Origin of the sequence: Sulfitobacter sp. TMED3, assembly GCF_002167505.1 — a bacterium.
GTDB classification, from domain to species: Bacteria; Pseudomonadota; Alphaproteobacteria; order Rhodobacterales; family Rhodobacteraceae; genus Sulfitobacter; species Sulfitobacter pontiacus.
In genome coordinates this window covers 16,216-40,977 of record NZ_NHBI01000029.1, presented here as the reverse complement: position 1 = coordinate 40,977, position 24,762 = coordinate 16,216, and the positions used below count along the sequence as shown (strand labels likewise).

Sequence of the window (24,762 nt, the reverse complement as noted above, 5' to 3'; positions counted from 1 at the left end):
ACGTGTCATCTGCTACGCCCCTCGCCCGCTCGCGTCAACTATAACAGCAAGCCGCCTTCCAAATGGCCGTAAATCCCGGGGGTGCTGCCCCATACGGGGCAGCGGGGGCTGGCCCCCGTCCTAGCTTTCGTCTTTTTCCAAACCATAGGTCTGGAACAGCCGCCCTTGCGTCATGAAAAACACAAACACCGCCGCCGTCAGCCCGAATGTCTTGAAATACACCCAAGTCTCGGTGCTGGCAAAGCGCCAGATCAGCTCGTTCGCGAGCGCCAGACCGAAAAAGCACAGCATCAGCCGTTTGGTCAGGATCATCCAGCCGGCGTCATTCAGAGGCATCATCTCTTCCATCACGAACTTGAGATAGGATTGCCCCCGCGCCAGACCGATCGCCAGCAGCACTGCAAACAAAAGGTAGATGGCGGTCGGCTTCATTTTAAAGAACCTCTCGTCATTCAGCCAAACCGACAGGCCCCCGAACAGCGTTACCAGAATGACTGTGGCAACCTGCATGCGGCTGATCTTGCCCGTCAGCGCCCACAGCGCGCCCGTCGACAGGATCAACAGCGGCACAAAGGCCGCCGTCACCACGATAAAGCCGCTATAGTCGGTGCCCCACAGGGTGAAGGTCTCGTCCTTGAAGCGCAGATAGGCGACAAAGAATATCAGCACCGGCCCGTATTCCAGCGCCGATTTGACGAAAGGGTTTATCTCGCGTGTCGTGCTCATCTTGCTCTCCAGTTATCCGCCCATTTCGACGATCACCGCGCCAAGCGCGATCAGCGCCATCAGGGCAATACGGCGCGGGCCTACGGTTTCTTTTAGCACCAACCATCCGATCAGCGCCGCAAACACGGTCGAGGTTTCACGCAGCACGGCGGCCTCGCCCACTTTGTCCAGACGGGTCGCCAGCATGATCGAACCAAAGCTGAAAAAGGCGACAAAGCCACCCGCCACGCCGCGGGTCATCAACGGGCCAAGGTCGGGGCGATCCTCCATCCGCAGCCAGCGGCGCGCGGCGATCACGGGCATGACCAGCCCGTCGATCATGAAAAACCACGCCAGAAAGGTAAACGGGTTGTCCGTCGCGCGGATGCCATAGGCGTCGAATGTCGTATAAAGCGCCACGAAAAGCCCCGTCAGCACCGCCAGCCCGAGGGCCGCGTTCAGCGTATCGCGTTCGGACACGAGGTAGACAAAGTTATACAGCGCCAGCCCGAAGATGCCGGCCACCAGCACCGCAACGCCCAACCATTGCACGCCCGAAAAGCTCTCTCCAAAAATGAGGTAGGCGCCGATCACGGTGAACAAGGGCCCCGTGCCGCGCACCACAGGGTAGACGACCGTATAGGCCCCCTTGGTGTAGGCCCAGGCCTGTAACAGCTTGTAGACAATATGGATCGCCCAAGCCCCGGCAAAAATGACCCACATATGGGGCTCGGGCCACGGCACGACAAACAGCGCAAAGGGGGCTGCCATCAGGCAATAGGAAAAGTCGATCGCCCCGCGGGTCAACCACGGATCATGCCGCCCTTTCTGAAGCGCGCCAAAAACGGCGTGCAGAAAAGCCGCGGCCAGCGCAAGCCAAAGCGCCGCTTGGTGCCCCGCTGCGGTGCCTTCAATCTGGCTGATCCATTCGGTCATGTCGCCGAACCTTTATGCTGCGTCACTGCGGGTCCAGCCCCATCAAGGCATCCGCAAACTCCTGCGGGTCAAAGGGCTGCAGATCGTCAATCTGTTCGCCCACGCCGATGGCATGGATCGGCAGCCCGAACTTATCCGCAAGCGCCACCAGCACACCGCCCTTGGCCGTGCCGTCCAGCTTGGTCATGACCAGACCGGAAACATCTGAAATTTCCTGAAAAACCTTCACTTGGTTGAGCGCATTCTGCCCTGTCGTCGCATCCAGCACCAACAGAGTATTATGCGGCGCGCTTGGGTCTTTCTTGCGAATGACCCGCACGATCTTGGCCAGTTCTTCCATCAGGTCGCCGCGGTTCTGCAACCGTCCGGCCGTGTCAATCAGCAGCAGGTCAGCGCCGTCACGCTCCGCCTTTGTCATCGCGTCAAACGCAAGGCTCGCCGGGTCCGACCCCTGCCCTGCGGTCAGTACCGGCACGTCGGCACGGTCGCCCCAGACCTGCAATTGTTCGACGGCGGCGGCGCGAAATGTGTCACCGGCGGCGATCACGACGTTCTTGCCTGCGGCTTTGAACTGGCTGGCCAGCTTGCCGATTGTGGTCGTCTTGCCGGACCCGTTTACCCCCACCACAAGCACTACCTGCGGTGTCTTGGCATAGATCGGCAAGGGCTTGGCAATCGGGTCCATGATCCGCGCGACCTCTGTCGCCATGAGGCGCTTGATCTCGTCTACAGACAGACGCTTGCCAAAGCGCCCCTCGGCCATATTCGCGGTGACGCGCAGGGCCGTATCCACGCCCATATCGGTCGAGATCAGCAGCTCTTCGAGCTGTTCGAGCATCTCGTCATCCAGCACACGCCGCACAACGGGGGCCGCGGCGCTGCGTCCCATCAAGCGGCCCATCAGACCGGGCTTGGCCGGTGCAGGCTCGGGGGTTGCGGGCACCAGATCGGGGGCCACGGGGGTCATCGTCTCGCGCAGCGGCACGGGCGCGGGCGTATGCTCTTCATCCGCTGGCATCGGTGCGGGTTCATCATCCACCGCTTCGGGCAATGCTTGGGCCGCGGCCTGCGGCGCATCCATCACCTGATCCACAGGAACCTCATCCACCGTTTCAGGGGTATCCGTCGCCCCGCCATCTTCGACAATCGCCTCGAGCCCCTCGTCGATCTTGGACGAGGATTTGAACATTTTGGATTTCAGCTTTTGAAAAAAGGCCAAGCGCGCTCTCCGAATTGTCAGGCGTTTTCTATGATCTATAGGCTCGACCGGCGGGATGGAAGGGCGACAAGAGCAATTGACAGCAAGGGGCCCGTCGCGCACCAAGTCTGCATGCGGTTTTTATGGGTGCTCTGGGTGATACTGATGGCAGGGGCGGCGCAGGCCGAGCCGGACCGGCGCTACTGTTCCAGCACCAAATGGGGCCATGCCCACTGCATCCGCCCTGCGCATTTCGTGTATGACACGTGCAACGCGATCAAGGTCTTTTCCGAGCGGCACGGGCTGGACAGCGCATTTTTCGCGCGGCTCATCTGGCAAGAAAGCCGGTTTGACCAAAACGCATTGAGCCATGCCAATGCGCGCGGCATTGCGCAGTTTATCCCCTCCACCGCCGCGCGGCGCGGGCTGAAAGACCCGTATAATCCTGCTGATGCACTGGAACACTCTGCCCAGTATCTGGCTGAAATGACGCAGAAATACGGGAACGAAGGACTGGCTGCGATCGGCTACAATGGCGGCGAACGACGTGCAGAGGGGTTTCTGATCGGCAAAGGGCTCGCCCCCGAGACGGTCGCCTATGTCCCCATCATCACCGGTCTGGACGCCGAGCAATGGCGCGATGCCCCGCCCAAAACGCCCGATTTCCGACTATCGAAAACGCAAGCTTTCCTGCCCGCCTGCTACGAGATGGCACGCAATCGTCGGGTGACCGCCCTAAAGGTGACACCCCCTGCCCCGGTGATCAAACCCTGGGGTGTTCAGGTATCCTTCGGGACCAGCAAGGACCGCGCGCGGGATAAAGCCAATGCCCAGACAGCAAGCTGTCGCAGCGCGGTAAAAGGACGGCGTCTGGATTTCCTGTTCAAGAAAAACCGCGTGTCGCGCCGCAAGGGATTCTACTTTGGACAATACGGCAGCAACACCCGCACCGACGCCCAGCGCCTGTGCGACAGGATGCGCGCGACCGGGTGCACCTGTTTGGTGGTGCAGAACTAATTCCCACTTTGGCGAGACGTCTATCCCGTTCTAGACCTCGTCGGGGAAGTGTTTGATGACCAGGCGGATCGGGTTCGGCGCTGCCTGCCCCAACCCGCAGATAGAGGCATCGACCATAGCGGTCGAGAGCTCTTCCAGCAGGGGTTTATCCCATCGATCCGCCTGCATCAGCTTGACGGCTTTTTCGCAGCCCACGCGACAGGGGGTGCATTGCCCGCAGCTTTCATCCTCAAAAAAACGTAGCATATTCAACGCTGCGGCCTTGGCGCTGTCTTGGTCCGACAGCACCACTACTGCTGCAGAGCCGATGAAAGACCCGTGCGGCTGCAATGTATCAAAGTCCAGCGGTATATCATCCATCGCGGCGGGCAGCAGCCCCGAGGATGGCCCACCCGGTTGATAGGCTTTGAACCGGTGCCCGTCGGCCATGCCACCCGCAGCCTCGATGACATCGGTGATCGTGGATCCCGCAGGCAGTTCATACATCCCGGGTTTGGCAACGCGCCCTGATACCGAATAGCTGCGCAGGCCCTTACGCCCGTTCTTTTCCGTGCTGTTCAGCACCTCGGGCCCTTCGCGGCAGATGCGCGCCACCCAATGCAGGGTTTCAACGTTATGCACCAAGGTGGGCCGACCAAAGATACCCACCTGCGCCACATAGGGGGGACGGTGCCGTGGCAGCCCACGCTTACCCTCGATGCTTTCAATCATCGCGGATTCTTCACCGCAGATATAAGCCCCNGCACCGCGCCGCAGATCAATGTATCCTGCGGNAACAATGCCTGCAGCCTCGAGCGCCGCAATCTCNGTCNGAAGGAGCGCGAGCACCTGCGGGTATTCGTCCCGCATNTAGAGGAACACTTTCTCTGCCTCTACGGCCCANGCGGCGATCAGCATCCCCTCNAGGAAAAGATGTGGTACGCGTTCCAGGTACCAGCGATCCTTGAAGGTGCCGGGCTCCCCCTCATCGCCGTTGACCGCCATATAGCGCGGGCCCGCNTTATCCCGCACGAACCCCCATTTCTTGCCCGACGGGAAACCAGCGCCGCCAAGACCGCGCAAACCAGCNTCGAGCAGGTTTTGCTGCACNTCCTCCCAATCGCCGTCACGGCGCAGTTTCTTGAGCGCCTCATACCCCCCGCCAGCGACATAGGCGTCGAACGCTTCNTAGTCGGGCATATGCACATGGGTATCGCCTGCCGCGATGACCTGCTTCACCTNTTCCANNGTTGCGTGGTCGACAAAGTTATGCCCGATCTCAAGCGCCGGTGCCGTATCACAACGCCCCATACAAGGCGCACGCACGACACGCACCTCTGACGCGTCCAACCCATCTTCCAGTGCGGTTTTCAACGCCTGCGCACCGGCCAATTCGCAGGACAGAGAATCGCAAATCCGTATGGTCANCGCGGGCGGTGGTGTTTCCCCCTCTTTCACCACGTNAAAATGGGCATAGAACGTTGCGACTTCGTAAACTTCGGCCATGCTCATGCGCATTTCTTCAGCCAAAGCGCGCAGGTGCGCCGCAGAAAGATGCCCGAATTTATCTTGAATAAGATGCAAATGCTCGATCAGCAGATCGGCACGTCGCGGTTTATCCGCCAATAGGGCGCGCACNTCATCCCACGCGTCCTCTTGCAGCTGNCGACCTTTGGTNTGGCTGCGCCCCTTACCCNTGCCGGATTTCCACACACCTTTGCGCGGTGCGTTTGCATCTGNGGTATCATGATTATCCAACGCCATCGGGCCGCCCTCTCGTATCGCTTTNGCATCACNCTATCAAAGCCGCATCAGCTTGCGCAGAGTAAAAGCGACCAATCCGCAGCANTTTACGCGGTAGCTGCGGCGACCTAGGCCCTTTTTCNCGCGCCNTTTCGNGTATAAGAAACACGCATCCCCAGCGGAGCCGCCCTATGTTCTGGTACAGCATCGCCAGCCTGACCCCAGCGATATTTCTGTTTCTCGCCTGTCTNCGCGGCGGCCCCTGGCCCNTGATCGCGCTGCTGTCGATCACTGTGGTCGTGTTTTTCCTTGATAGGCTATCTCGCCGGCTGCCAGTGCGAAACACTTCGGGTCGCGTTCTAAGCCTGACGCTAGCCGTTGTGCATTTCGCGCTTTTACCCCTTGGGGTCTGGGCGCTAGGCGCAAGCGACACGTTGAACGTGACCGACAAGCTGTTGATTTATATCGGGCTTGGTTTGTTTCTTGGCCAGATCTCGAATTCCAACGCGCATGAGCTGATCCATGCCGCATCGAAATGGCCCCGACGGATCGGCACCGCGATTTATTGCAGCCTTTTGCACGGGCATCACGTGTCGGCTCACCTGCGCGTGCATCACATCTACGTCGCAACGGAGCATGATCCGAATTCGGCCAGATTGGGCGAAGGCTTCTATACCTATGCCCTNCGCGCCCTAAAAGGCGAGTTTATGGCNGGGCTGCNNGCTGATACGCGGCAGCGGCGTGGNAAACGGCACCTNTTGTCNCACCCNTATNTCACCTATGTCACCGGTGCGTTGATCANCCTCGCCGNCAGCTTTGCAGTGGCCGGAGCGCGCGGGGTCGTTGCGATGCTGGCGCTGGCGGCCTATGCGCAAATNCAGCTGTTGCTGTCCGANTATGTGCAACACTATGGCCTGCGCCGCAAAACATCNGAAAATGGCAAGCCCGAGCCCGTGGGCCCGCAGCATAGTTGGAATGCGCCTGCGTGGTATTCCTCGGCGATGATGCTGAATGCGCCGCGNCATTCGGACCATCACANGCGCCCCTCGCGCGCCTTTCCGGCGCTGGAGCTGACACCGGGCACCATGCCGATGCTGCCGCGGTCCCTGCCGGTGATGGCAGTGCTGGCGCTGGTCCCACCACNGTGGCACCGGGTGATGGACCGCCGTGTTGCGCGTTGGCAGCCGGTNCGCGATCAAGACTAGATCACGCTTCGGGTTTCTGGCACGCTGCGGCTATGAAACAGCTTGCCCTGATCCTCGCCCTGACACAGGCCTCCCCTCTGGCCGCGCAATCCATGATGTCGGCGGCAGAATTTGACGCCTATACACGGGGCAAAACCCTATTCTACGCCCAAAACGGAGAGACCTACGGTGCGGAGCGGTATCTGAGCGACCGGCGCGTCGAGTGGTCCTTTCTGGACGGTGAATGCAAGTCAGGCAGCTGGTACGAAGATGCGGGCAAAATTTGCTTTACCTATGACGAGAACCCGGCACCCCAGTGTTGGCGCTTTCGTGAAGGGGCGGCCGGGTTGATCGCGCAGTTCGAAAACGACCCGGCCACCACCGAGCTTTACGAGGCGCAAAACAGCGGGCAGGATTTCACCTGCCTTGGCCCGAAAGTGGGGGTCTAAACCCTAGAACAGGCTGCCTTGTTCGGGCGCTTTCTTGGGGGTCTTTTTAGGGGCCGCCCCGCCGCCGATCTTCATCTTGCCGTCGATAAATTCAATCTCGAGCGCCGAGGCATCCAGCGCCGCCTGCTTGGTTGTCACCACGCCCCCGTCGCCGCGCACCACGGCGTAGCCCCGTGCCAGCGTCGATTTATAGCTCAGCATCTCATGCAGACGGTCAAGACCTGCAATCTGTTTGTGCCAGCCTTGGGTCTGCCGTTGCCCGGCATCTGAAAGGCGCCGCGCAAGCGATTGAAAGGCTTCCTCTTTCCGCTTGCGGTCCTGCACTAACGCGTCGGGGCGGAAACGGGCGATCAAACCCTCAAGACGGCGCTTTTGCTCGCGGCCCAATGCCTCGGGGCGGAAGCGATCGGCCAGTGCGGCCAGCCTGCGTTGCTCTGCCTGAAGGCTGCGGCGCAGGGTGGCAGGGCGCAACGCGCCCGAAATGTCAGAGAGATGCACCTTGCGTTTTTGCACACCCGCGGTCAGCGCCGGACCCAGACGGGTGCCGCGCATATCGAGCCGCTGGCGCGGACCATCAAGCAGGCTATCGGGCCGAGGCAAAGCGCGCGCCATGTCGCGCAACCGCTGGTCACGGCGCGCAAGGCCCTGGCTGAGCGCTTGGGTCATCCGTGCCTCCTGCCCATCAAGCAGGGCGACAAGTTCATGGCGCACAGGCACCGCAAGCTCGGCCGCCGCCGTCGGCGTGGGCGCGCGCTTGTCAGAGACATAGTCGATCAACGTGGTATCGGTTTCATGCCCCACCGCCGAAATCAGCGGAATGTCGGATGCTGCGGCTGCCCTCGCCACGATCTCTTCGTTGAACCCCCATAGATCCTCGACCGAACCGCCGCCGCGCGCCNCAATCAACAGATCAGGCCGCGGCAAGGCNCCGCCNGGGGTCAGCGCGTTGAANCCCGCAATGGCGCGCGCGACTTCTGGTGCGCATTTCGCCCCCTGCACGGCGACGGGCCAGATCANCACCTTGCGCGGAAACCGGTCGCGCAGACGNTGCAGGATATCGCGGATCACCGCCCCCGAGGGCGAAGTCACGACGCCGATCACCTCTGGCAGGTAGGGCAGCGGGCGTTTGCGTTCNGGGGCGAACAGCCCCTCGGCCGCCAGCACNGCCTTGCGNTTTTCCAGCAACGCCATCAGCGCGCCCATGCCCGCGGGTTTGATATCCTCGATCACGATCTGGTATTTCGANTGCCCGCCAAAGGTGGTGATGCGCCCNGTGGCAATCACCTCCATCCCCTCTTCGGGTTGGGTTTCAAGCCGTGCTGACACNCCTTTCCAGATCACACCGGAAATAACCGAACTGTCGTCCTTGAGGTCCAGATAGATATGCCCCGACCGTGGCCGGCTGACACGCCCCACCTCGCCGCGAATCCGCACATGGCCGAATTCGCCCTCGATCACCCGTTTGATCGCGCCCGAAAGCTCGGTCACGGTGAATTCGGGGCTGTTCTGCCCCTCGCGCGGGTCGTCGATCAGATCCATCAGCGGTGTCTTTNCNTGTTTATCTTGTGTCGGGCTCAGTCCCAGCTTAGAACGCGCAGCAACCAAGGCCAAGGGAGTGCAACCATGAACATCCTCATTCTGGGCAGCGGCGGGCGTGAACACAGCCTGGCCTGGGCCGTATTGCAAAATCCTAAATGCGACAAGCTGATCGTGGCACCGGGCAATGCCGGAATCGCCGCCATCGCGGATTGCGCCAGTTTCGACATCAACGACGGGGCNGCGGTGGTCGGNTTTGTCGANGAAAACAACATCGATTTCGTCATCATCGGGCCAGAAGCCCCGCTTGCNGCAGGCGTTGGCGATGATCTGCGCGCTGCCGGCGTATTGGTGTTTGGCCCGTCAAAAGCGGCCGCGGCGCTGGAAGCCTCCAAAGCNTTTACGAAAGAGATCTGCGACGCCGCAAACGCCCCCACTGCCGCCTATGGGCATTTCACCGACGCAGANGCNGCGCGGGCCTATCTGGCCGACCACCCTGCCCCGATCGTGATCAAGGCCGACGGCCTTGCAGCGGGCAAAGGCGTGATCATCGCCGAAACCGATNCCNAGGCGCTGGCCGCCGTCGATACGATGTTCGACGGCACCTTCGGCGACGCGGGCGCAGAGGTGGTNATCGANGAGTTTATGGACGGCGAAGAAGCGTCCTTCTTTGTTTTGTGTGACGGCGACACCGTGCTGCCGATCGGCACAGCCCAAGACCACAAACGCGTCGGCGACGGCGATACCGGCCCCAACACCGGCGGCATGGGGGCCTATTCGCCCGCGCCGGTGCTGACCGACGAGATCGCCGAACGTGCGTTGGCAGAAATCATCCGCCCGACGATGGCCGAAATGGCCAAGCGCGGCACGCCTTACCAAGGGGTGCTTTATGCCGGTTTGATGATCAAGGACGGTGCCCCCCGTNTGGTCGAATACAACGCCCGNTTTGGCGACCCTGAGTGTCAGGTCCTGATGATGCGNCTTGGCGCGCAGGCTTTTGACCTGATGCATGCCGCCGCCGAAGGGCGCCTGAACGAGACCCGCGTGAACTGGGCCGACGATCACGCTGTCACCATCGTTATGGCCGCGCAAGGCTATCCCGGAAGCTATGACAAGGGCAGCGTTATCAAAGGGTTGGATGCCCTCCCCGAAGACAGCCGCAACATGGTGTTCCATGCGGGCACCGCCAAGAAAGACGGGGCGATAACGGCCATCGGCGGGCGGGTTCTGAACGTCACGGCGCGCGGCGACACCCTGGCCGAGGCACAGGCACGCGCCTATGAGATGGTCGAGGCGATTGACTGGCCGGGCGGGTTCTACCGCCGCGATATCGGCTGNCGTGCGCTGTCCTGAGGGCGCGGCCTGCTGGTCTGACGCGATGAACCGGGGGCTCGCCCCCGGACCCCCAGGATTTTAACCATTTGGAAGCAGGTCTGTGNTNAGNTTGGNNTGAGCGTACANGCTTGGGCGGCGGCGGTATTGCTGGCNGTGAAGGGCACGTCGAAGCTTCGCGGGCTTAGTGTTTTACCGTCAAGCTGAAGGGCCACCATTTGCGATGGCGCACTGCGCTGCCACGGCATCTGCGCAAGGATCAATTTCGGGGTGTGGNCCGCATNTGCGGATACCCCCCGCGATTTCCGGATCACCGATGCGGTGATTGGTGAACCCCTCNGCCGTAGCAATGACGGTGAGGCNGCTGTTATCGTAAGCGAGCAGNTGNACCGAACCGGACAGATGCGGGGTGACGACGATCGCGATCTCGAGCCGCCCNTTGCCGGTGAAGTCCGCAGCACCAATCGGGGCAAGCCAGCGGTTNTTCCGCCCGATAAAAGGNGTCTGCGCGATGCGCCCGGACGCGCCATAGACCGCAAGCCGCGCNCCTTTGGACTGATGGCTTTCAACCACGATCACTTCGGGTNGGCCATCACCATCCAGATCCGCNATCCGNGGCGACGTGTCTTCGAATACAAGGGCTTGGGGCAAGATTATGCGGCGGCTGGTGCCGTCAGCCAACCCCAGCGTCAGGCTGCCCCATTCGACCGCATCGCCCAATACGCCGTGATCATAGCGTGTGGTCGGATCACCAAAGCTGGCGCGGGCGATGTCTTGGGCAGCTGCGGGCAGCGCATTGATCACGCATGCCGCAACGATCGGCAAAAGGCGCGACGACATATGTCGCGCTAGCCGTCGCATCAGATTTGCTTTTCGGGCATTTTCACGCGCAGGCCGTCCAGCGCATCTGTGACCTTGATCTGGCAGGTCAGACGGGACGTGGCGGGATCGGGCTCGAACGCGAAGTCGAGCATATCTTCTTCCATGTCGTCCTTGGCGGGCACTTTTTCGACCCAGTCGGGATCCACATAGACGTGGCAGGTGGAGCAGGCGCAGGCACCGCCGCAGTCGGCCTCGATCCCGGGGATGTTATTGTCACGGGCCCCCTCCATGACGGTCAGGCCATTGGCCACATCGACGACATGTTCGGTGCCATTGTGTTCTACATAAGTGATCTTGGCCATCTGAATGCCCCTTCGAATTTAGAATTTCGACATATGTAAACAGCAGCCCGCGGCTTCGCCAGCCCCTTTTCACGGCTCATGCAAGGCGATGGCATTATTCACATCCCTATGGGCCTATCATCTAGGCATTGCTGCGAAAAGCCGCTAGCCTGCGACGGACCCTTTGACCCGCAAGGCCCGGCTGTGCAGTATTTCTCCCGATCACATTTAGTTCAATTTGCCTGCGCATTTACGGTTCTCGTCTCGCTCGGAGCGTGTAACGCCCCCTCCCAAGACGCAGAGGCACCCGAGCCTGGCGTTCGCGAGGCGACAACCAAGGGCCCGGCAGGGGCTGCACCGGGCAGCTGTTGGGGGCGGACCGTATCACCTGCAGTGATCGAAACGGTGACGGAGCAGGTACAGGTGCAGCCGGCGCAGATCAGCTCTACCGGCGAGATNCAGTCGCTGCCGATCTACCGCACGGAAACACGGCAAAAGATCGTCTCTCCCCGTGTGGACAACTGGTTCGAGACNCCCTGCACCAGCGCNCTTACGCCCGANGTGATCGCAACGCTGCAACGTGCGTTAGAGGCGCGAGGGTTCTATGGCGGGGCCATTAATTCGGAGCTCGACGACGCGACACGGCGGGCAATGCGGGCGTATCAGATCAGCACTGGCGGGCCCGANAGCCCCGTTCTNGCACTGGCCACNGCGCGATCATTGGGTGTCATCGCCGTGGACATCCCCGGNGTTTCNCNNGNCAGCAGCNGTTAAGAAACGACCTCAAGCGGTTGNAAAACAAANCCTTTNTCGGTGACTTNACTGAACGCAGTAATGCCAAANACGGCTTTGACAATCTCTGTCGTCAGCGCCACCTGTGGCACGTCGTCTGCGACAACTGCTCCGTTGTGCAACACGATCAACCNTGTGCAATGCCGCGCTGCCAATCCCAGATCATGAAGCGAGACGAGCACCCCACGCCCTTGGCCCGCTGCTTTGGAAAAGCTTTCCATCGCGGCGATTTGATGGGCGGGGTCTAGCCCGGCGGTGGGCTCGTCNGCGATCAGCAAGGGTGCCTCTTGCGCGAGGCTACGGGCGATCAGCACGCGCNCCTGCTCCCCCCCCGATAGCTGCGTGGCGGGACGATTGCGGAAGGTGTCCAAACCCATCTGCGCAATGGCACGATCTACGGCAGCCTGATCTTCTGCCTGTATTTTCTGCCCGCCCCGTAGATGGGGTGTGCGGCCCAGTCGNATGATCGTTTCAACCGTGACCGGCCATGCAATCTCGCGCGATTGGGGCATCCACGCGGCGGCACGCCCGCGCATGCGCGGGGCAAGTGCGGCGATTGAACTTTGGCCATCAGCGGGGATCAGACCCAGGGCCGCGCGCATCAAGGTGGTCTTGCCGGCACCATTCGGCCCGACCAGGCCTACGACCTCTCCTTCACGTAAGGTCAGGTTGATGTCGGATAAAACGGTTTTCCGCCCCCGATNAACNGAGAGGTTTTGCAGTGATAGCAGGGTCATAGCCCNTCCCTCCGCGTGCGATANATCAGGTGGAGAAACAGCGGCGCGCCCACCAATGCCGTCACAACCCCAAGCTTGAGATCACGGTNGGGCACCACAAGGCGCACAAGGATATCCGANGCGAGGATCATCGCCGCGCCGCCAAGTGTCGCGGCCCATAGCAGCGCCCCCGGTCGCGCGCCAACAAAGCCACGTAGCAGGTGCGGCATGACCAGCCCCACAAACCCGATCGCCCCNGCCACGGCGGTAGAGGCACCAACGACCGCCGCCGTACCGATAATGACCGTGAGGCGAAGCCGGAATAGGTTGATCCCCATCGCCTCTGCCGCGTCTTCGCCCAAGGTCAGCGCGTCAAGCCCGCGCCCGAGGGTCGCCAACAGGACACCGCCCCCAAGCAGAAAGGGCATCGCGATCCAGACATGGGTCATGGACCTGTCCGCCAGAGAGCCCATCATCCAGAATACGATCTCATTCGCCGCATAGGGGTTCGGCGACAGGTTCAGCACCAGCGAGGTCAATGCCGCAGCGAAGGCCGATATTGCGATACCAGCGAGGATCAGCGCTAGTGACGTGCCTCGAGGGCCTGCCAATAGCAGCACNANCANCACCCCNAGCAGGGCACCGCCAAGCGCCATNGCGGGGAGCGCGANCGCTGCNAGCGCGGCCAATCCGGTCTGTATCGCCAGCACAGCCCCCAACGCCGCAGAGCCCGATACCCCGATCAGCCCCGGATCCGCCAACGGGTTGCGCAGATAGCCCTGCATCGCAGCCCCGGAAAGCCCCAAAGCACCGCCGATCATCACGCCCAATAGCGCACGCGGGAGCCGTATCTCGCGCATGACGGTGGCCAGCGGGCCGCCCTGCCCGGTGACCAACGCGTTCAAACTGTCGCCCACGGATGCGCTGGACGGGCCAATCAACAGCGACCCTATAAATAGCACGCACACAAGGCTGCCGAGACCAAGCGCCAGGACCGCTGACCGCCCCATCAGNAANCGNCCCGNGCANNTNGGCACTTCATTTGCCCCACTGCATAGGGCGCAACACTTAACATTGGGTGAATGGATATGCTCATCGTTCCGCTCATAATTTCTTCGCGACCCTCCTAGTNTCATCACAGTTGCGCGCAACCTTCGAGGGGCGTTTGGTCACTGNCGCAATATAAGCNCACACNCCCGTGAACTTTTCCACGCGCTAAGGCGTTGAGGTTTAAATCCTTCAACTGCTGGAGCCATATTTGGAACATCTGCCCTCAATCCGGCGCTCGCTTCAGTTGCTGGTCCTGATTTCCCTTTTCGTCACCGCGTATTTCGCCAAGGACTTGATATTGCCCATTGTTCTGGGCTTTTTGCTTGCCCTGACCCTGTCGCCCGTGGGCCGTGCGCTTTATCGCATCGGCGTGCCGCATCCTGTGTCGGCCTTTTTGCTGGTGACCGCGACGAGCTTGGTGATTGCTGCCGTGGTTTTACTGTCCGCGGGCACNGTGGCGATCTGGAGCGACGAGATNCCGGAAATGGGCCGCGAGATCCAGATAAAGCTGAGCGGCGTGAGCAATGCGGTCGAAACGATGCGATCTGCCTCGGAAGAGGTAGAGAAACTGGGCACCGAAACCGGNGGCAAACCNCAAGAGGTTGTCGTGCGCCAACCTGGCTTGCTCGACACCGCNATGGATACGGTGAGCAAAACNGGGGCGTCGCTGGCGGTGATCCTGATTNTGGCGCTGTTCCTACTTGGCTCTGGCGAGCTNTTTTACTTAAAACTTGTGCAATCCATGCCGACGTTAACGGAAAAGAAACGTGCGTTGCATACGGTCTATGACGTGGAGAAGCGGGTGTCGCGCTACCTGCTGACGATTGCCACGATCAATGCCGTGCTCGGCATATTAGTCGGGACCTATCTGACAGTGCTGGGCTTGCCGTCGGCCTATATCTGGGGGATCGCGGCGTTCATGCTGAACTTCNTGCCTTATATCGGCGGGTTTGCGGGGGTGCTTTTGGTNGCGGGATTCTCTCTCGTGACGTTTGATACCATCGGCTATGCGATGCTGGCCCCGACCGGTTACCTGACGCTGACCCTCTTAGAGGGGCAGATTATTACCCCGTGGCTGGTCGGCCGCCGGNTNGAGATGAATACCGTNGCGGTATTTCTAACGGTNGTGTTTTGGGGGTGGCTATGGGGCATCCCCGGCGCATTGGTCGCGGTGCCCTTTCTTGTGGTGTTCAAAGTCGTTTGCGAGAACTTTGAACCGCTTCATACCATCGGGAATTTCCTGTCCGCAGAGCAGGTTAAACCCGATGATATGAAGGATCAGGAAGTCATGTCAGCCAGCGAGTGAGGGCAGCCACAACACGATGGACGGGAAGGCCACCAACANNGCGATTGTCACGGCATCCGCGATAAAGAACGGTGTCACGCCCTTGAACACGTCCTGAACGCTCAGGTCAGGGCGTACCCCTGCAACCACAAAGCAGTTGAGGCCAATGGGNGGCGTGATCAGACAGAACTCTGCCATCTTCACNACCAAGATACCNAACCAGATCGCACACATCGGNCCNGACATGCCAAAGGCGCTATCCGCNGCAGAGACGAACTCGCCCCCGTTCANCGCCATGACGGCAGGATAGACGACCGGAAGTGTCAGAAGCAGCATGCCAATCGCATCCATGAACATCCCCAGAACCGCATAGGCCAGCAGGATGCACACGAGGATCAGGATTGGCGAGGCCTCAAGCCCCGAAATCCAGTCGGCGAACGCGCCCGGCAGATCGGCAAAGCCCAGGAACCGAACATAAATCAGCACGCCCCAGATGATGGTAAAGATCATCACCGTCAGCTTCGCGGTTTCAAGCAGCGCGTCCTTNAGCTCGGCCCACCGCATGCCGCGATAAAGCGCCATCAGGAACACGATAAACGCGCCCACGGCCCCGCCCTCGGTCGGGGTGCCCCATGCGTCGCCGAAGGGGTTGTAAACAAAGAAAATAATGATGATCACAACCGCAAAGATCGGCATGGCNGCAGGGAGAGACGCGAACCGTTGCTTCCAGGTAAAGCCGCTTACAGGGGGGCCGACGCTTTTCCAGATGGTCGCAATGCCCACGATCAGGACGGCNTANACGATGGCCGAAAACGCACCGGGGATAAAGCCCGCCAGAAGCAGNTTGCCCACGTCTTGTTCAACGATGATCGCATAGATGACGAGGATCGCCGATGGNGGGATCAACGAGGCCAANGTGCCCCCGGCCGCCACGACGCCCGCCGCGAANTTCTTGTTGTANCCNATCGCCAGCATCTCGGGGATNGCGATGCGGGCAAANACCGCTGCCGTCGCGACCGAAGCACCGGAAACCGCCGCAAAGCCCGCGGTTGCAAAGACAGTCGACACAGCAAGACCACCGGGCAGCCAAGCAATCCAGCGTTTTGCGGCCTCGAACAAGGCGCGGGTCAGACCGGCGTAATAGGCAAGAAAGCCGATCAGAATGAAGGTGGGAATCAAGCTTAGCGTTTGGCTCGACACTTTGGAGTGTGGCACCTGCCCCGCGGTCTTGATCGCGACCGTCAGCGCCCAGTCCAGCTCGGACCACTGCATGCCTTTCTTGGACCAAAAGATCCAGATCAGGCCGACCAGACCCGCCATTGCCGCGGCGAAAGCCACGCGCATACCGAGCACCACCATAAGCAGCAGCCCGCCCGAGACCCATAGGCCAATTTCAATAGGATCCATAATCAGTCCCGCCCGTCTAGATGTTCAGCTTCCGCCATCGCCTGTTCGGCTGCGGATTGTACCAAGGGTACGGCGACGGGGTTTTCCAACCCCAATACAAAGGCCCGCCCATAGCCCCAGATCTGCAGCAGCAACCGCAGGGCCAGCACCGTAAAGGCCATTGGCACGATCAGTTTTGCGGGCCAGATCGGCAGACCGATATCGATGGAGCTGTCACGGCTCCACATCGGGGCGGCGAAGTCAAAGCTGCGCTGGAAATGCGCCCAAGAGCCCCAGATCAGCGCCAGCATAAGGATAAAGATCAGCACGACCGAGAATGTCTCGGCGGCCCATAGCGCGCGGCCTTTGAGCTGGCCGATCAGGATGTCCATGCGCACATGGCCGCCGTTCCGCTGAGTATAGGAAATCCCCATGATCGCGATCAACGGCATGGCGAATTCAATCCAGTCCACATAGCCCGCCAGCGGCGTGCCAAAGAACTTGCGACCGCCAACGGACCAAACGGCAAGCACCATCAGCATGAAAACGGCAATACCAGAGACCAGAGCAAACACGGTTTCAAGGCGTAAAAGCCCTTTGTCGATACGGCTAAGCAGACTGCCGTCTTCGAGCACGGCGGAGGAACCGGCCATGATGCTTTCCTTTCAAATGAGTGGGAGGGAGATCGTACAAACAAAGGGGGCCTGCATCGGCAAGCCCCCTCCTCGCGCCAATTAGTTGGACGCGCGTTTTTCTTCAAGCGTTTTGACGACCAGGTCATAAAGCTCTTGGCCAGGGATGCCTTGGGCTTCCATGTCCTTGATCCAGGCTTCACGCGCAGGGTCAGCTGCCTTGGATTTGAACTCGGCCAGAACCTCGGGCGTGAACATCACTTTTTCAACGCCTTTTTCTTCCAGCACGGCGTCCCAGCGGTTCAGCAGCTCGCCATAGTTCGCCAGATAGTGATCCAGCGCCTCATCGACAGAACCGTCCAGCGCTTCTTTTTCCGCGTCCGACAGGGCCTCATAGGCATCGATGTTCACCACNACAGGGCAGTTCACCGTGCCGGGGTTGAGGTTCGCGGTCCACCAATCGGCCTTGTTGATCGTACCAAAGCTCAGGTGTGCGTGCTGCGCGAAAGCCACGGTATCCACAACACCGGATTCCATTGCGTTATATGCCTCGGAGGAGGTCACGGAGGTCGGCACAGCGCCCACGGTTTCAAAGGCTTTGCCCAGACCNCCTGTCGCNCGCACGCGCATGCCNTCNAAGGATTCCAGCGTATCGCGAGGCTCGCCCGTGCCAACAAGATTGTACTGCGGCATTGGCGAGGTCATCAGCATCTTGGCGTTCCACTGTGCCATCTCTTTGGCCACGGCGGGGTGTGCGTACACAGCGCGGGATACGGCGACTTCTTCTTCAAGGTTCTGAACCCCAAGGAAGGGCAGTTCTAGCACNGTGATNGCGCGGTTCTTGTCGGCGTGGTAACCAGCACAGAATTGCGCCATCTCGAAGGCACCGATGGAAATACCATCGAGGTTGTCAGAGTTCTTGGACAGACCGCCATAGCTGACATTGATGGTGAATTCGCCATTGGTCTTTTCGGACACAAGCTCGGCAATCTTTTCGACATGCTCGGTGAAGGCACGACGTTTACCCCAGACAGAGGCNTTCCATTCCGTCGCGGCCGCTTGCGAGGCAAAAGCGAAAGTCAAAGCGCAGACAGCTGCGCCGTTCAGTAGATTGTTCATTGATATCTCCCTTATGCGGGCTGTTTGGGGCCCGCTTGGGCGAAANACTATCCTTAGGGCAACTTGCTGCCAACCCCNGAACATATCTCTTGATTGCCCCTGTGGGAGCCTTCGGCGAGGATTTTTNACCATTTGGAACNATGCCCCGCGCGCGATCGGCCCCCTTAACAGGCAATCGGTGCTGTTTCCTAGGGTTTTGGCAGGGTTGTCAGCGAAATTTACTAGTCCGCGCAGCAGACGGAAAAATATTTACAGACAAACCGCGTGTTTCCATATGCTTATTTCCTTCTTTTCACTTCCCGTTATGATCTGCCAAGGGAGAGCCGCCACGCCCATGCGTCCGAGCGGCAGAAAACGAACAGAGTTCTGAGGGAGGAACCATGTCCAACGTCGCCACACAGACCTATCCGCCATCCGACGACATGGCGGCCAATGCCCATGTGAACGCCGCGAAATACGACGCGATGTATCATGCCTCTATCGCGGACCCCGAGGGGTTCTGGCTGGAGCAGGCGCAGCGCATCGACTGGATGAAGCCGTTTACCAAGGTCAAAGACGTCGACTTCACTTTCGGTCAGGTCAAGATCAACTGGTTTGCCGACGGTGCGCTGAACGTCAGCGCCAATTGCATCGACCGTCATCTTGAAACGCGCGGCGACCAGACCGCGATCATCTGGGAGCCGGACAGCCNGGACGAAGANGCGCAGCACATCAGCTATCGTGCCCTGCATGCCCAGACTTGTAAAATGGCCAATATCCTGCGCGATATCGGCGTCGGCAAAGGCGACCGGGTTATCATCTACATGCCGATGATCCCTGAAGCCGCCTATGCCATGCTGGCCTGCGCACGCATCGGTGCGATCCATTCGATCGTCTTCGCCGGGTTCTCTCCGGATGCGCTGGCGGCACGGGTACAGGGGTCTGACGCCAAGGNTGTAATCACCGCAGATTATGCGCCCCGCGGAGGCAAAGCGACACCGTTGAAGGCCAACGCGGACAAGGCTTTGGCAGGCTGCGANCCATCGGTCAAATGTCTNGTGGTGCGGCGCACTGGCGGTGATNTGGCATGGAATGATGCGCGCGACGTGGANTATACCGCGCTTGAAAAAGAGGCTTCTGACACTTGCGCGCCGGAAGAGATGAACGCCGAGGATCCGCTGTTCATCCTNTATACCTCTGGCTCGACCGGTCAGCCNAAAGGNGTCGTGCANACGACGGGTGGCTATCTGGTCTATGCCGCGCTGACCCACGAGGTCACGTTTGATTACCACGATGGCGATGTCTATTGGTGCACGGCCGATGTGGGCTGGGTGACGGGCCACAGCTATATCGTCTACGGTCCGCTTGCCAACGGGGCNACAACGCTCATGTTCGAAGGCGTGCCCACCTACCCCGACGCCAGCCGCTTTTGGCAGATCTGTGAAAAACACAAGGTAAATCAGTTCTACACCGCCCCGACCGCCATTCGCGCGCTGATGGGCAAGGGGCGCGCCTTTGTTGACGGTTGCGATCTGAGCAGCCTGAAACTGCTTGGCACCGTGGGCGAGCCGATCAACCCCGAAGCCTGGAATTGGTACAATGACGTTGTGGGCAAAGGGAACTGCCCCATCGTNGACACATGGTGGCAGACGGAAACCGGCGGTCACCTGATGACGCCGCTGCCCGGTGCCCACGCCACCAAACCCGGCGCCGCGATGAAGCCCTTCTTTGGGATCAAACCGGNCGTACTTGAACCNACCACCGGTGCCGAGATCGAGGGCAATGACGTNGAGGGGGTTCTATGTATCGCTGACAGCTGGCCAGGCCAGATGCGCACGGTCTGGGGCGATCACGAGCGGTTCGAGCAGACCTATTTCAGCGACTACAAGGGCTACTACTTCACCGGTGACGGGTGCCGCCGGGACGCGGATGGCGATTACTGGATCACGGGCCGCGTGGATGACGTGATCAACGTCTCCGGTCACCGGATGGGCACGGCCGAAGTCGAAAGCGCATTGGTCGCGCACCCTAAGGTGGCAGAGGCCGCGGTCGTCGGGTTTCCCCATGATATCAAGGGACAGGGCATCTATTGCTATGTCTCTCTGATGAGCGGCGAAAGCCCGAGCGAGGACCTGCGGGCCGAGCTACGCAACTGGGTCCGCTCTGAGATTGGTCCGATCGCTTCGCCCGATATGATCCAATGGGCCCCCGGCTTGCCCAAAACCCGTTCAGGCAAGATCATGCGCCGCATCCTGCGCAAGATCGCAGAGAATGACTATGGCACGCTTGGCGATACATCTACCCTGGCAGAGCCCGAGGTTGTCGACGATCTGATCGCGAACCGGATGAACCGCTAGGACCACATAACGCGAAAGGGGCACCAAATGGTGCCCCTTCTGCATATCGACCTATTGGCCTGAATTAGCCTTCGACGCGTTGCAGTGTAATTTCACCCACGCCGATGGCAAAGTTTACGCCGTTCTGCGTGTTGACGCTCACCGGTTGCAGCGCCAGCGTGTCTTCGGAACCGCCGACCATGACATTGGCCCCAAGGCCCACACCAACAGTGGCTTCAGCAGAAACACCCTGGTAGTCGCCGTTCAAGCCGCCTTCGTAGTATTCAGCTTCCGTCGGTGCCAACACCAACCAAGACATCTGACCATTCTGGGTCTTGCCGATATCAATGCCGTAGCGCTTGATGTCGCCGATATATGTCTCGTCAGCCAGACCCTCTTGCACGGGATTGAAGGTGCAGGTCAGTTCACGNGTAGACCCGAAGATAAAGCCTGTGCCATCACCAACGTCACAGCTCAGCGAGCCGACCTCGGTGTGGTCCACAGTCTCGCCGTCGTCGGCCAGTGCAGGCGTGGACAAAGCAGCACCGGTGACAAGGGCTGCGACAGTCAGCTTGATGGGGGCAAAACGATTCAGNGTCATAGTTAATCCTTCCGGCGGGAAACCCGCCAATAACAGTCGTGAGCGTCGGCATTCGGGTGCCTGTTGGCGGTAGCTGGAACCTCATATCCCAACACCCCTTCNCCGACAGGCAGTCCGAAATTTCGCGGTCATGCCTCTCAGTGGGGGAACAACACGGCAGGCGCTATTCGGTTCCANACAGCNNTNTTTANCGNCCACNATCGCCACCCGCAGAGGGCGTGCCGCAACGGGCCGGGGTTTGCTGTCTGGACAAATCCGGCTCCCCGTGGCACCGCTGCGGCATGGCTGATCCTTTGCACCACTTCATCCCCCTGCCCGATGCCACAGTCGAGCTTCGCCGCGCCTTTGGTCGTTTTGGCACAGGGGTCACGATTGTGACGGTGCAGACCGCGAATGGCCCATTGGGGATGACCGCGAACTCCTTTTCCTCGGTTTCGCTGGACCCGCCCTTGGTGCAGTGGTCCCCCGCGCTCAGCTCCAAACGTCATGACGCATTTACCAACGCGGCGCAGTTCGCTGTGCATATTCTNGGTAGCGGTCAGCGGGCNCTGGCAGATGCCTTTGCTGTCTCTGGCGACGCGTTNGACCNATTCGACTGGACGATTGGCCCCAATGGCGCGCCGACACTGGCAGGCTGCCTCGCCAGNTTCCACTGTGACACCTACGGCGTGCATCCGGCGGGTGACCATTCCATTGTCCTCGGGCAGGTCACGCACGCCGCTTATGACCCAGATGACAGCGTTNCGGGCCTGATGTATGACCAAGGCCGCTATGGCCGTTTTACACCGCTNACGGAATAGCCCGTAAGCCNTTCCANATGGTCAAAATCCCGGGGGTGTCCCGGCATCGCCGGGACGGGGGCTGGCCCCCNTCCNAGCTGAACNGCAGAACAAAGCGCTCAATNGCGGATCAATAATCCTTCTCNAAGAAGATACCNATCCCGGTGTTCCCATCGGACCCGACCGTCCCNTTCGCCGTCAGNTTCTTGGTCAGATCAAGGTTGATAGACACATCCGCTGTCCCGTCAGAGGCGGCGGTCACNTCGGTGTAGACATTCTCGGAAATGTATTTACCCGCGCGGACAGCCGTGGCACCGCTGTCGGTGGTGGTCACATCCAGATCGTCCAGNCCGAACCCCGTGCGCAGGTTAGAGATCACNCCCGCNCCACCGCGTCCGGCAAGTGTCGCCACCGCGCTGGCNAGTTGCAGCGCCTGAAACGCCGAGATTTCAGANATGTTTCGCCCAAACAGAAGCTGCGCCAGCACCTCGTCTTGCGGTGCATCGGGTGTCGATTCAAAGGAAACCTCGGGCGATGTGGCTTTGCCCTCGATCACGATACGAACCTCGCCTGTGTTGGTGGTCGTCGAGGTTACAAACCTCAGATAGGGNACCAGATCGCCTTGGAAGCGCACGGCNCCNTCGTCCAGCTCGAACCGTTTGCCAAGAATATCCAGACGACCACGGATCAGGTCGAAGCGACCGGCAGAGATGATGCGATTGGTCGATCCCGTCAGCAAAAGGCTACCGCCCAGTTCCGCATCCAGACCACGGCCGCGCACGAAAATCCGCCGTGGCGCATTGATGCGGACGTTNAGGCCAAACCCCGGCCCGCTGTCGCNACTTGCCGCGGGATCCGTGCCCGCGTCGGCACCGGTCAAACCGGCCTTGCGACGGGTCGCNACNACNTCTGCTGGCGCGCCGATGAAATCGATCTGTGGAATATCACCGATGCTGGTCATACCNGTTGACGGCACGCTCACCTCGGTCTCGCCCACGTCGATCTGACCGCTGATATTCGCCCCCCCCGAAAGCGGTCCCGCAAGACGCAGGTTGCCATCAAGCGATGTGCGATACAGCGATGGATCGATCAGCACGAGGTTGTTCAATCCGATCTGGATGTCGGCGGGCAGTGATCCGGTCAGGGTCACCGCCCCGCCCGCCTTGATCTGCCCGCCATCAGCGCTGCGCGCAGAAAGGTCGATTTGCGCGCGATTATTGGCCAGCCGGATATCCGCTGCGATGTCCTGAAGTGTCACCCGAAGGTTGGGGGCGGACAGCGACGCGTTGGAGGTTTGAATGCTCCCGTTGACCGACCCAAGTGCCGGCGGGCCGTTCACCGTCAAATCGAACCTTGCCTGACCTTGCAAGCTCCGAGGCGCAATGAACGGGGCGGACAGCCCCAATGGCGCGTTCCCGTTAACGTCAAGGTTCAGATTGCCATCGCTGCCCACAAGCCCCGCGATCGTGGCACGGGTGCCCGCTGGTCCGGTGGCGTTCGTATTGACCCGCCAGCCAGCGCTTTCCTGCTGTGCGGTACCGGTTACATTCAGCGGGCCGGACAGTTTTGGCACCACGGCCCCCAGATTGGGGATCGTGACATCATAATTCAGCGCGGGCGCATCCCCCGTGACAACCCCCTGCACAGACGCCCGGGCCGCATAGGGGCCCGTCGCGTTTGTATCTACGGCGATGCCGGCGGGCGTTTGCCGCACCGATCCTTTTGCCGCCAGCGGGCCGGACACGCCCGGCACCAGCGGCTGCACATTTGGTACCGACACGTCAAACGTCAGCGACATATCGGGGCCTGTGGCCAAGCCTTCCACCATCGCGCGCGCACCATATGGGCCCGTCGCGTTGGTATCGACGAAGAACCCCTTTTCCGTCTGACGCACGGTCCCTGTCGCCGCAAGTGGCCCGTGCACCTGTGGCACCACCGCCTGAAGATTCGGGACCGATGCGTCAAAAGAGATATCGACCATAGGTGTTAACATCCCCTGAACGGCAACCTGTGCGGCGTAGGGGCCACTGGCTTTCGCGTCGATCTGGAACCCTTCTTCCAATTGCTTGAGGTTGCCCGACGCCTCTACCGCGCCGGTCACCTGCGGTGCAAAAGCCTCTACCCGCGGGATCGAGGCGCTAAAGTCCAGATCCAGCGGCGTCAGCAGCCCCTGGACCGAGGCAGTAACATTTTCGGGGGCGGAGGCTTTGGTGTCGACCTGCCACCCGTCCGGCGTCTGGCGGAGCACACCATCCAACGCGATAGGGCCCTCGACAGGCGAGTCGGGCACAAAGTCACGCAGTTCGGGCACATCGGCCGTGAAGTTGAGCACCGCATTCTCGCCCGTTGCCAGCCCTTTGGCGGTCAGCGCGGCTCCGTAGGGGCCGTCCGTCACGGCATCAACAGTCCAGCCACGGGTGTCCTGATCGGCCTCGGCCTTGATCGTGATGGGACCGGAATATTGCGGCAGCACGGTCGCGATATCATTCAGTTTTGCATCAAATCGCGCTTGCGAATTATTGCTGCGCAGCTCGACGCCACCGCTAGCGGTCAATGCGTCGTTTTCCAGCAGCAGGTCACGCACGAAGGTCCCCGTCTCGTCACGCGATGCGCCAAGGCTTAGCGTCGTGTCGCCAGCCAGCAATGCGTCCGCCTGCTCGATCCCCACTTTCAAATCCTGCGTCAGGCCAGAGATATTCAGGTCGAACGTCCCGTCCAGTGGCGTGATCTGCCCCGCGATCTCAACATTCGCGGCCCCGTCCATCTCGCGTCCGGCAAGAGCGGAAAAGCGGCTGATGTCAGTGGCTTCAAGGCGGGCTTTCAACTGGGTAAGAAAGCTATCGGC

Annotated in this window: 21 protein-coding genes; 7 read left to right on the top strand and 14 right to left on the bottom strand. The window is 60.6% G+C overall.

The genetic code is table 11. The features are described from left to right. Positions 1-120: 120 nt before the first annotated feature. Genes CBB63_RS08455 through ftsY form a run of 3 tightly spaced genes read right to left on the bottom strand, consistent with a single transcriptional unit; the run spans position 121 to position 2,860 of the window. Positions 121-726, bottom strand: a complete 606-nt coding sequence (locus CBB63_RS08455; RefSeq protein ID WP_005854205.1) for an inner membrane-spanning protein YciB — start codon at positions 724-726, stop codon at positions 121-123. A 12-nt stretch (positions 727-738) separates the two neighbouring features. After that, positions 739-1,641, bottom strand: coding sequence for a DMT family transporter (locus CBB63_RS08450; protein ID WP_037963973.1), 903 nt, complete (start codon positions 1,639-1,641; stop codon positions 739-741). Positions 1,642-1,663: 22 nt separating this feature from the next. Beyond that, positions 1,664-2,860 carry a signal recognition particle-docking protein FtsY gene (gene ftsY / locus CBB63_RS08445; RefSeq protein ID WP_286698829.1) on the bottom strand — a complete coding sequence of 399 codons (1,197 nt, stop codon included), beginning with the start codon at positions 2,858-2,860 and terminating at the stop codon, positions 1,664-1,666. A 144-nt stretch (positions 2,861-3,004) separates the two neighbouring features. On the opposite strand from ftsY, the gene CBB63_RS08440 reads away from it, so the two are divergent. Then, on the top strand, positions 3,005-3,856 hold the full coding sequence (locus CBB63_RS08440; RefSeq protein ID WP_286698835.1) for a lytic transglycosylase domain-containing protein: 852 nt from the start codon (positions 3,005-3,007) through the stop codon (positions 3,854-3,856). 30 nt (positions 3,857-3,886) lie between these two features. On the opposite strand, the gene CBB63_RS08435 is transcribed toward CBB63_RS08440, so the two are convergent. After that, the gene (locus CBB63_RS08435; RefSeq protein WP_286698828.1) at positions 3,887-5,599 is read right to left on the bottom strand and encodes an NAD(P)H-dependent oxidoreductase subunit E; all 1,713 of its coding nucleotides are present in this window, start codon (positions 5,597-5,599) and stop codon (positions 3,887-3,889) included. A gap of 170 nt (positions 5,600-5,769) precedes the next feature. On the opposite strand from CBB63_RS08435, the gene CBB63_RS08430 reads away from it, so the two are divergent. Together CBB63_RS08430 and CBB63_RS08425 are read left to right on the top strand one after the other, a co-directional pair. Then, the gene (locus CBB63_RS08430; protein WP_286698827.1) at positions 5,770-6,783 is read left to right on the top strand and encodes an alkane 1-monooxygenase; all 1,014 of its coding nucleotides are present in this window, start codon (positions 5,770-5,772) and stop codon (positions 6,781-6,783) included. Positions 6,784-6,815: 32 nt separating this feature from the next. After that, positions 6,816-7,211 (top strand): hypothetical protein, encoded by a 396-nt coding sequence (locus CBB63_RS08425; protein ID WP_286698826.1) that lies wholly within the window; start codon positions 6,816-6,818, stop codon positions 7,209-7,211. Between the two features lie 3 nt (positions 7,212-7,214). Here the strand turns inward: CBB63_RS08425 and xseA are convergent, their stop codons facing one another. Further along, the gene (gene xseA, locus CBB63_RS08420; RefSeq protein ID WP_286698825.1) at positions 7,215-8,750 is read right to left on the bottom strand and encodes an exodeoxyribonuclease VII large subunit; all 1,536 of its coding nucleotides are present in this window, start codon (positions 8,748-8,750) and stop codon (positions 7,215-7,217) included. Positions 8,751-8,834: 84 nt separating this feature from the next. Here xseA and purD point away from each other — a divergent pair, with 84 nt between their 5' ends. Further along, positions 8,835-10,100 carry a phosphoribosylamine--glycine ligase gene (purD, locus tag CBB63_RS08415; RefSeq protein WP_286698824.1) on the top strand — a complete coding sequence of 422 codons (1,266 nt, stop codon included), beginning with the start codon at positions 8,835-8,837 and terminating at the stop codon, positions 10,098-10,100. Between the two features lie 177 nt (positions 10,101-10,277). On the opposite strand, the gene CBB63_RS08410 is transcribed toward purD, so the two are convergent. The 4 genes from CBB63_RS08410 to CBB63_RS08390 all read right to left on the bottom strand — a co-directional run bounded on the left by CBB63_RS08410 (position 10,278) and on the right by CBB63_RS08390 (position 13,760). After that, a complete protein-coding gene (locus CBB63_RS08410; RefSeq protein WP_502695895.1) occupies positions 10,278-10,919 on the bottom strand; it encodes an FG-GAP repeat domain-containing protein in 642 nt (213 codons plus the stop codon). A gap of 20 nt (positions 10,920-10,939) precedes the next feature. Next, positions 10,940-11,263: a 2Fe-2S iron-sulfur cluster-binding protein gene (locus CBB63_RS08405; protein ID WP_005854231.1), complete on the bottom strand. Its 324-nt coding sequence runs from the start codon at positions 11,261-11,263 to the stop codon at positions 10,940-10,942. A 749-nt stretch (positions 11,264-12,012) separates the two neighbouring features. Next, positions 12,013-12,771 carry an ABC transporter ATP-binding protein gene (locus CBB63_RS08395; protein WP_286698821.1) on the bottom strand — a complete coding sequence of 253 codons (759 nt, stop codon included), beginning with the start codon at positions 12,769-12,771 and terminating at the stop codon, positions 12,013-12,015. Beyond that, positions 12,768-13,760 (bottom strand): FecCD family ABC transporter permease, encoded by a 993-nt coding sequence (locus tag CBB63_RS08390; protein WP_286698820.1) that lies wholly within the window; start codon positions 13,758-13,760, stop codon positions 12,768-12,770. The genes CBB63_RS08395 and CBB63_RS08390 overlap by 4 nt, the downstream gene beginning before the upstream one ends. Before the next feature lie 248 nt (positions 13,761-14,008). Between CBB63_RS08390 and CBB63_RS08385 the strand changes: the two genes are divergently transcribed. Beyond that, entirely contained in the window at positions 14,009-15,106 is a 1,098-nt protein-coding gene (locus CBB63_RS08385; RefSeq protein ID WP_286698819.1) for an AI-2E family transporter, read from the top strand. Here the strand turns inward: CBB63_RS08385 and CBB63_RS08380 are convergent. From CBB63_RS08380 to dctP, 3 genes are all read right to left on the bottom strand, one after another. After that, positions 15,092-16,492: a TRAP transporter large permease gene (locus CBB63_RS08380; RefSeq protein ID WP_286698818.1), complete on the bottom strand. Its 1,401-nt coding sequence runs from the start codon at positions 16,490-16,492 to the stop codon at positions 15,092-15,094. The two genes, CBB63_RS08385 and CBB63_RS08380, sit on opposite strands and share 15 nt — an antisense overlap. 2 nt (positions 16,493-16,494) lie before the next feature. Then, positions 16,495-17,124 (bottom strand): TRAP transporter small permease subunit, encoded by a 630-nt coding sequence (locus CBB63_RS08375; protein WP_005854247.1) that lies wholly within the window; start codon positions 17,122-17,124, stop codon positions 16,495-16,497. An 81-nt stretch (positions 17,125-17,205) separates the two neighbouring features. Next, entirely contained in the window at positions 17,206-18,222 is a 1,017-nt protein-coding gene (dctP, locus tag CBB63_RS08370; protein WP_286698817.1) for a TRAP transporter substrate-binding protein DctP, read from the bottom strand. 380 nt (positions 18,223-18,602) lie between these two features. Here dctP and acs point away from each other — a divergent pair, with 380 nt between their 5' ends. Continuing rightward, positions 18,603-20,558, top strand: a complete 1,956-nt coding sequence (gene acs / locus CBB63_RS08365; protein WP_286698816.1) for an acetate--CoA ligase — start codon at positions 18,603-18,605, stop codon at positions 20,556-20,558. Positions 20,559-20,622: 64 nt separating this feature from the next. Here the strand turns inward: acs and CBB63_RS08360 are convergent, their stop codons facing one another. Further along, a complete protein-coding gene (locus tag CBB63_RS08360; RefSeq protein WP_009824985.1) occupies positions 20,623-21,138 on the bottom strand; it encodes a DUF992 domain-containing protein in 516 nt (171 codons plus the stop codon). Between the two features lie 281 nt (positions 21,139-21,419). On the opposite strand from CBB63_RS08360, the gene CBB63_RS08355 reads away from it, so the two are divergent. After that, positions 21,420-21,938 (top strand): flavin reductase family protein, encoded by a 519-nt coding sequence (locus CBB63_RS08355; protein ID WP_286698815.1) that lies wholly within the window; start codon positions 21,420-21,422, stop codon positions 21,936-21,938. 109 nt (positions 21,939-22,047) lie between these two features. Here the strand turns inward: CBB63_RS08355 and CBB63_RS16405 are convergent, their stop codons facing one another. Beyond that, positions 22,048-23,715 carry a translocation/assembly module TamB domain-containing protein gene (locus CBB63_RS16405; RefSeq protein WP_502695894.1) on the bottom strand — a complete coding sequence of 556 codons (1,668 nt, stop codon included), beginning with the start codon at positions 23,713-23,715 and terminating at the stop codon, positions 22,048-22,050. Between the last annotated feature and the right edge of the window lie 1,047 nt (positions 23,716-24,762).

Coding starts and splice junctions, on each gene's coding strand:
- CBB63_RS08450 (WP_037963973.1), bottom strand. CDS start 1,641: ATGACCGAATGGATCAGCCAGATTGAAGGCACCGCAGCGGGGCACCAA.
- CBB63_RS08440 (WP_286698835.1), top strand. CDS start 3,005: ATGGCAGGGGCGGCGCAGGCCGAGCCGGACCGGCGCTACTGTTCCAGC.
- CBB63_RS08375 (WP_005854247.1), bottom strand. CDS start 17,124: ATGGCCGGTTCCTCCGCCGTGCTCGAAGACGGCAGTCTGCTTAGCCGT.
- CBB63_RS08455 (WP_005854205.1), bottom strand. CDS start 726: ATGAGCACGACACGCGAGATAAACCCTTTCGTCAAATCGGCGCTGGAA.
- CBB63_RS08405 (WP_005854231.1), bottom strand. CDS start 11,263: ATGGCCAAGATCACTTATGTAGAACACAATGGCACCGAACATGTCGTC.
- CBB63_RS08425 (WP_286698826.1), top strand. CDS start 6,816: ATGAAACAGCTTGCCCTGATCCTCGCCCTGACACAGGCCTCCCCTCTG.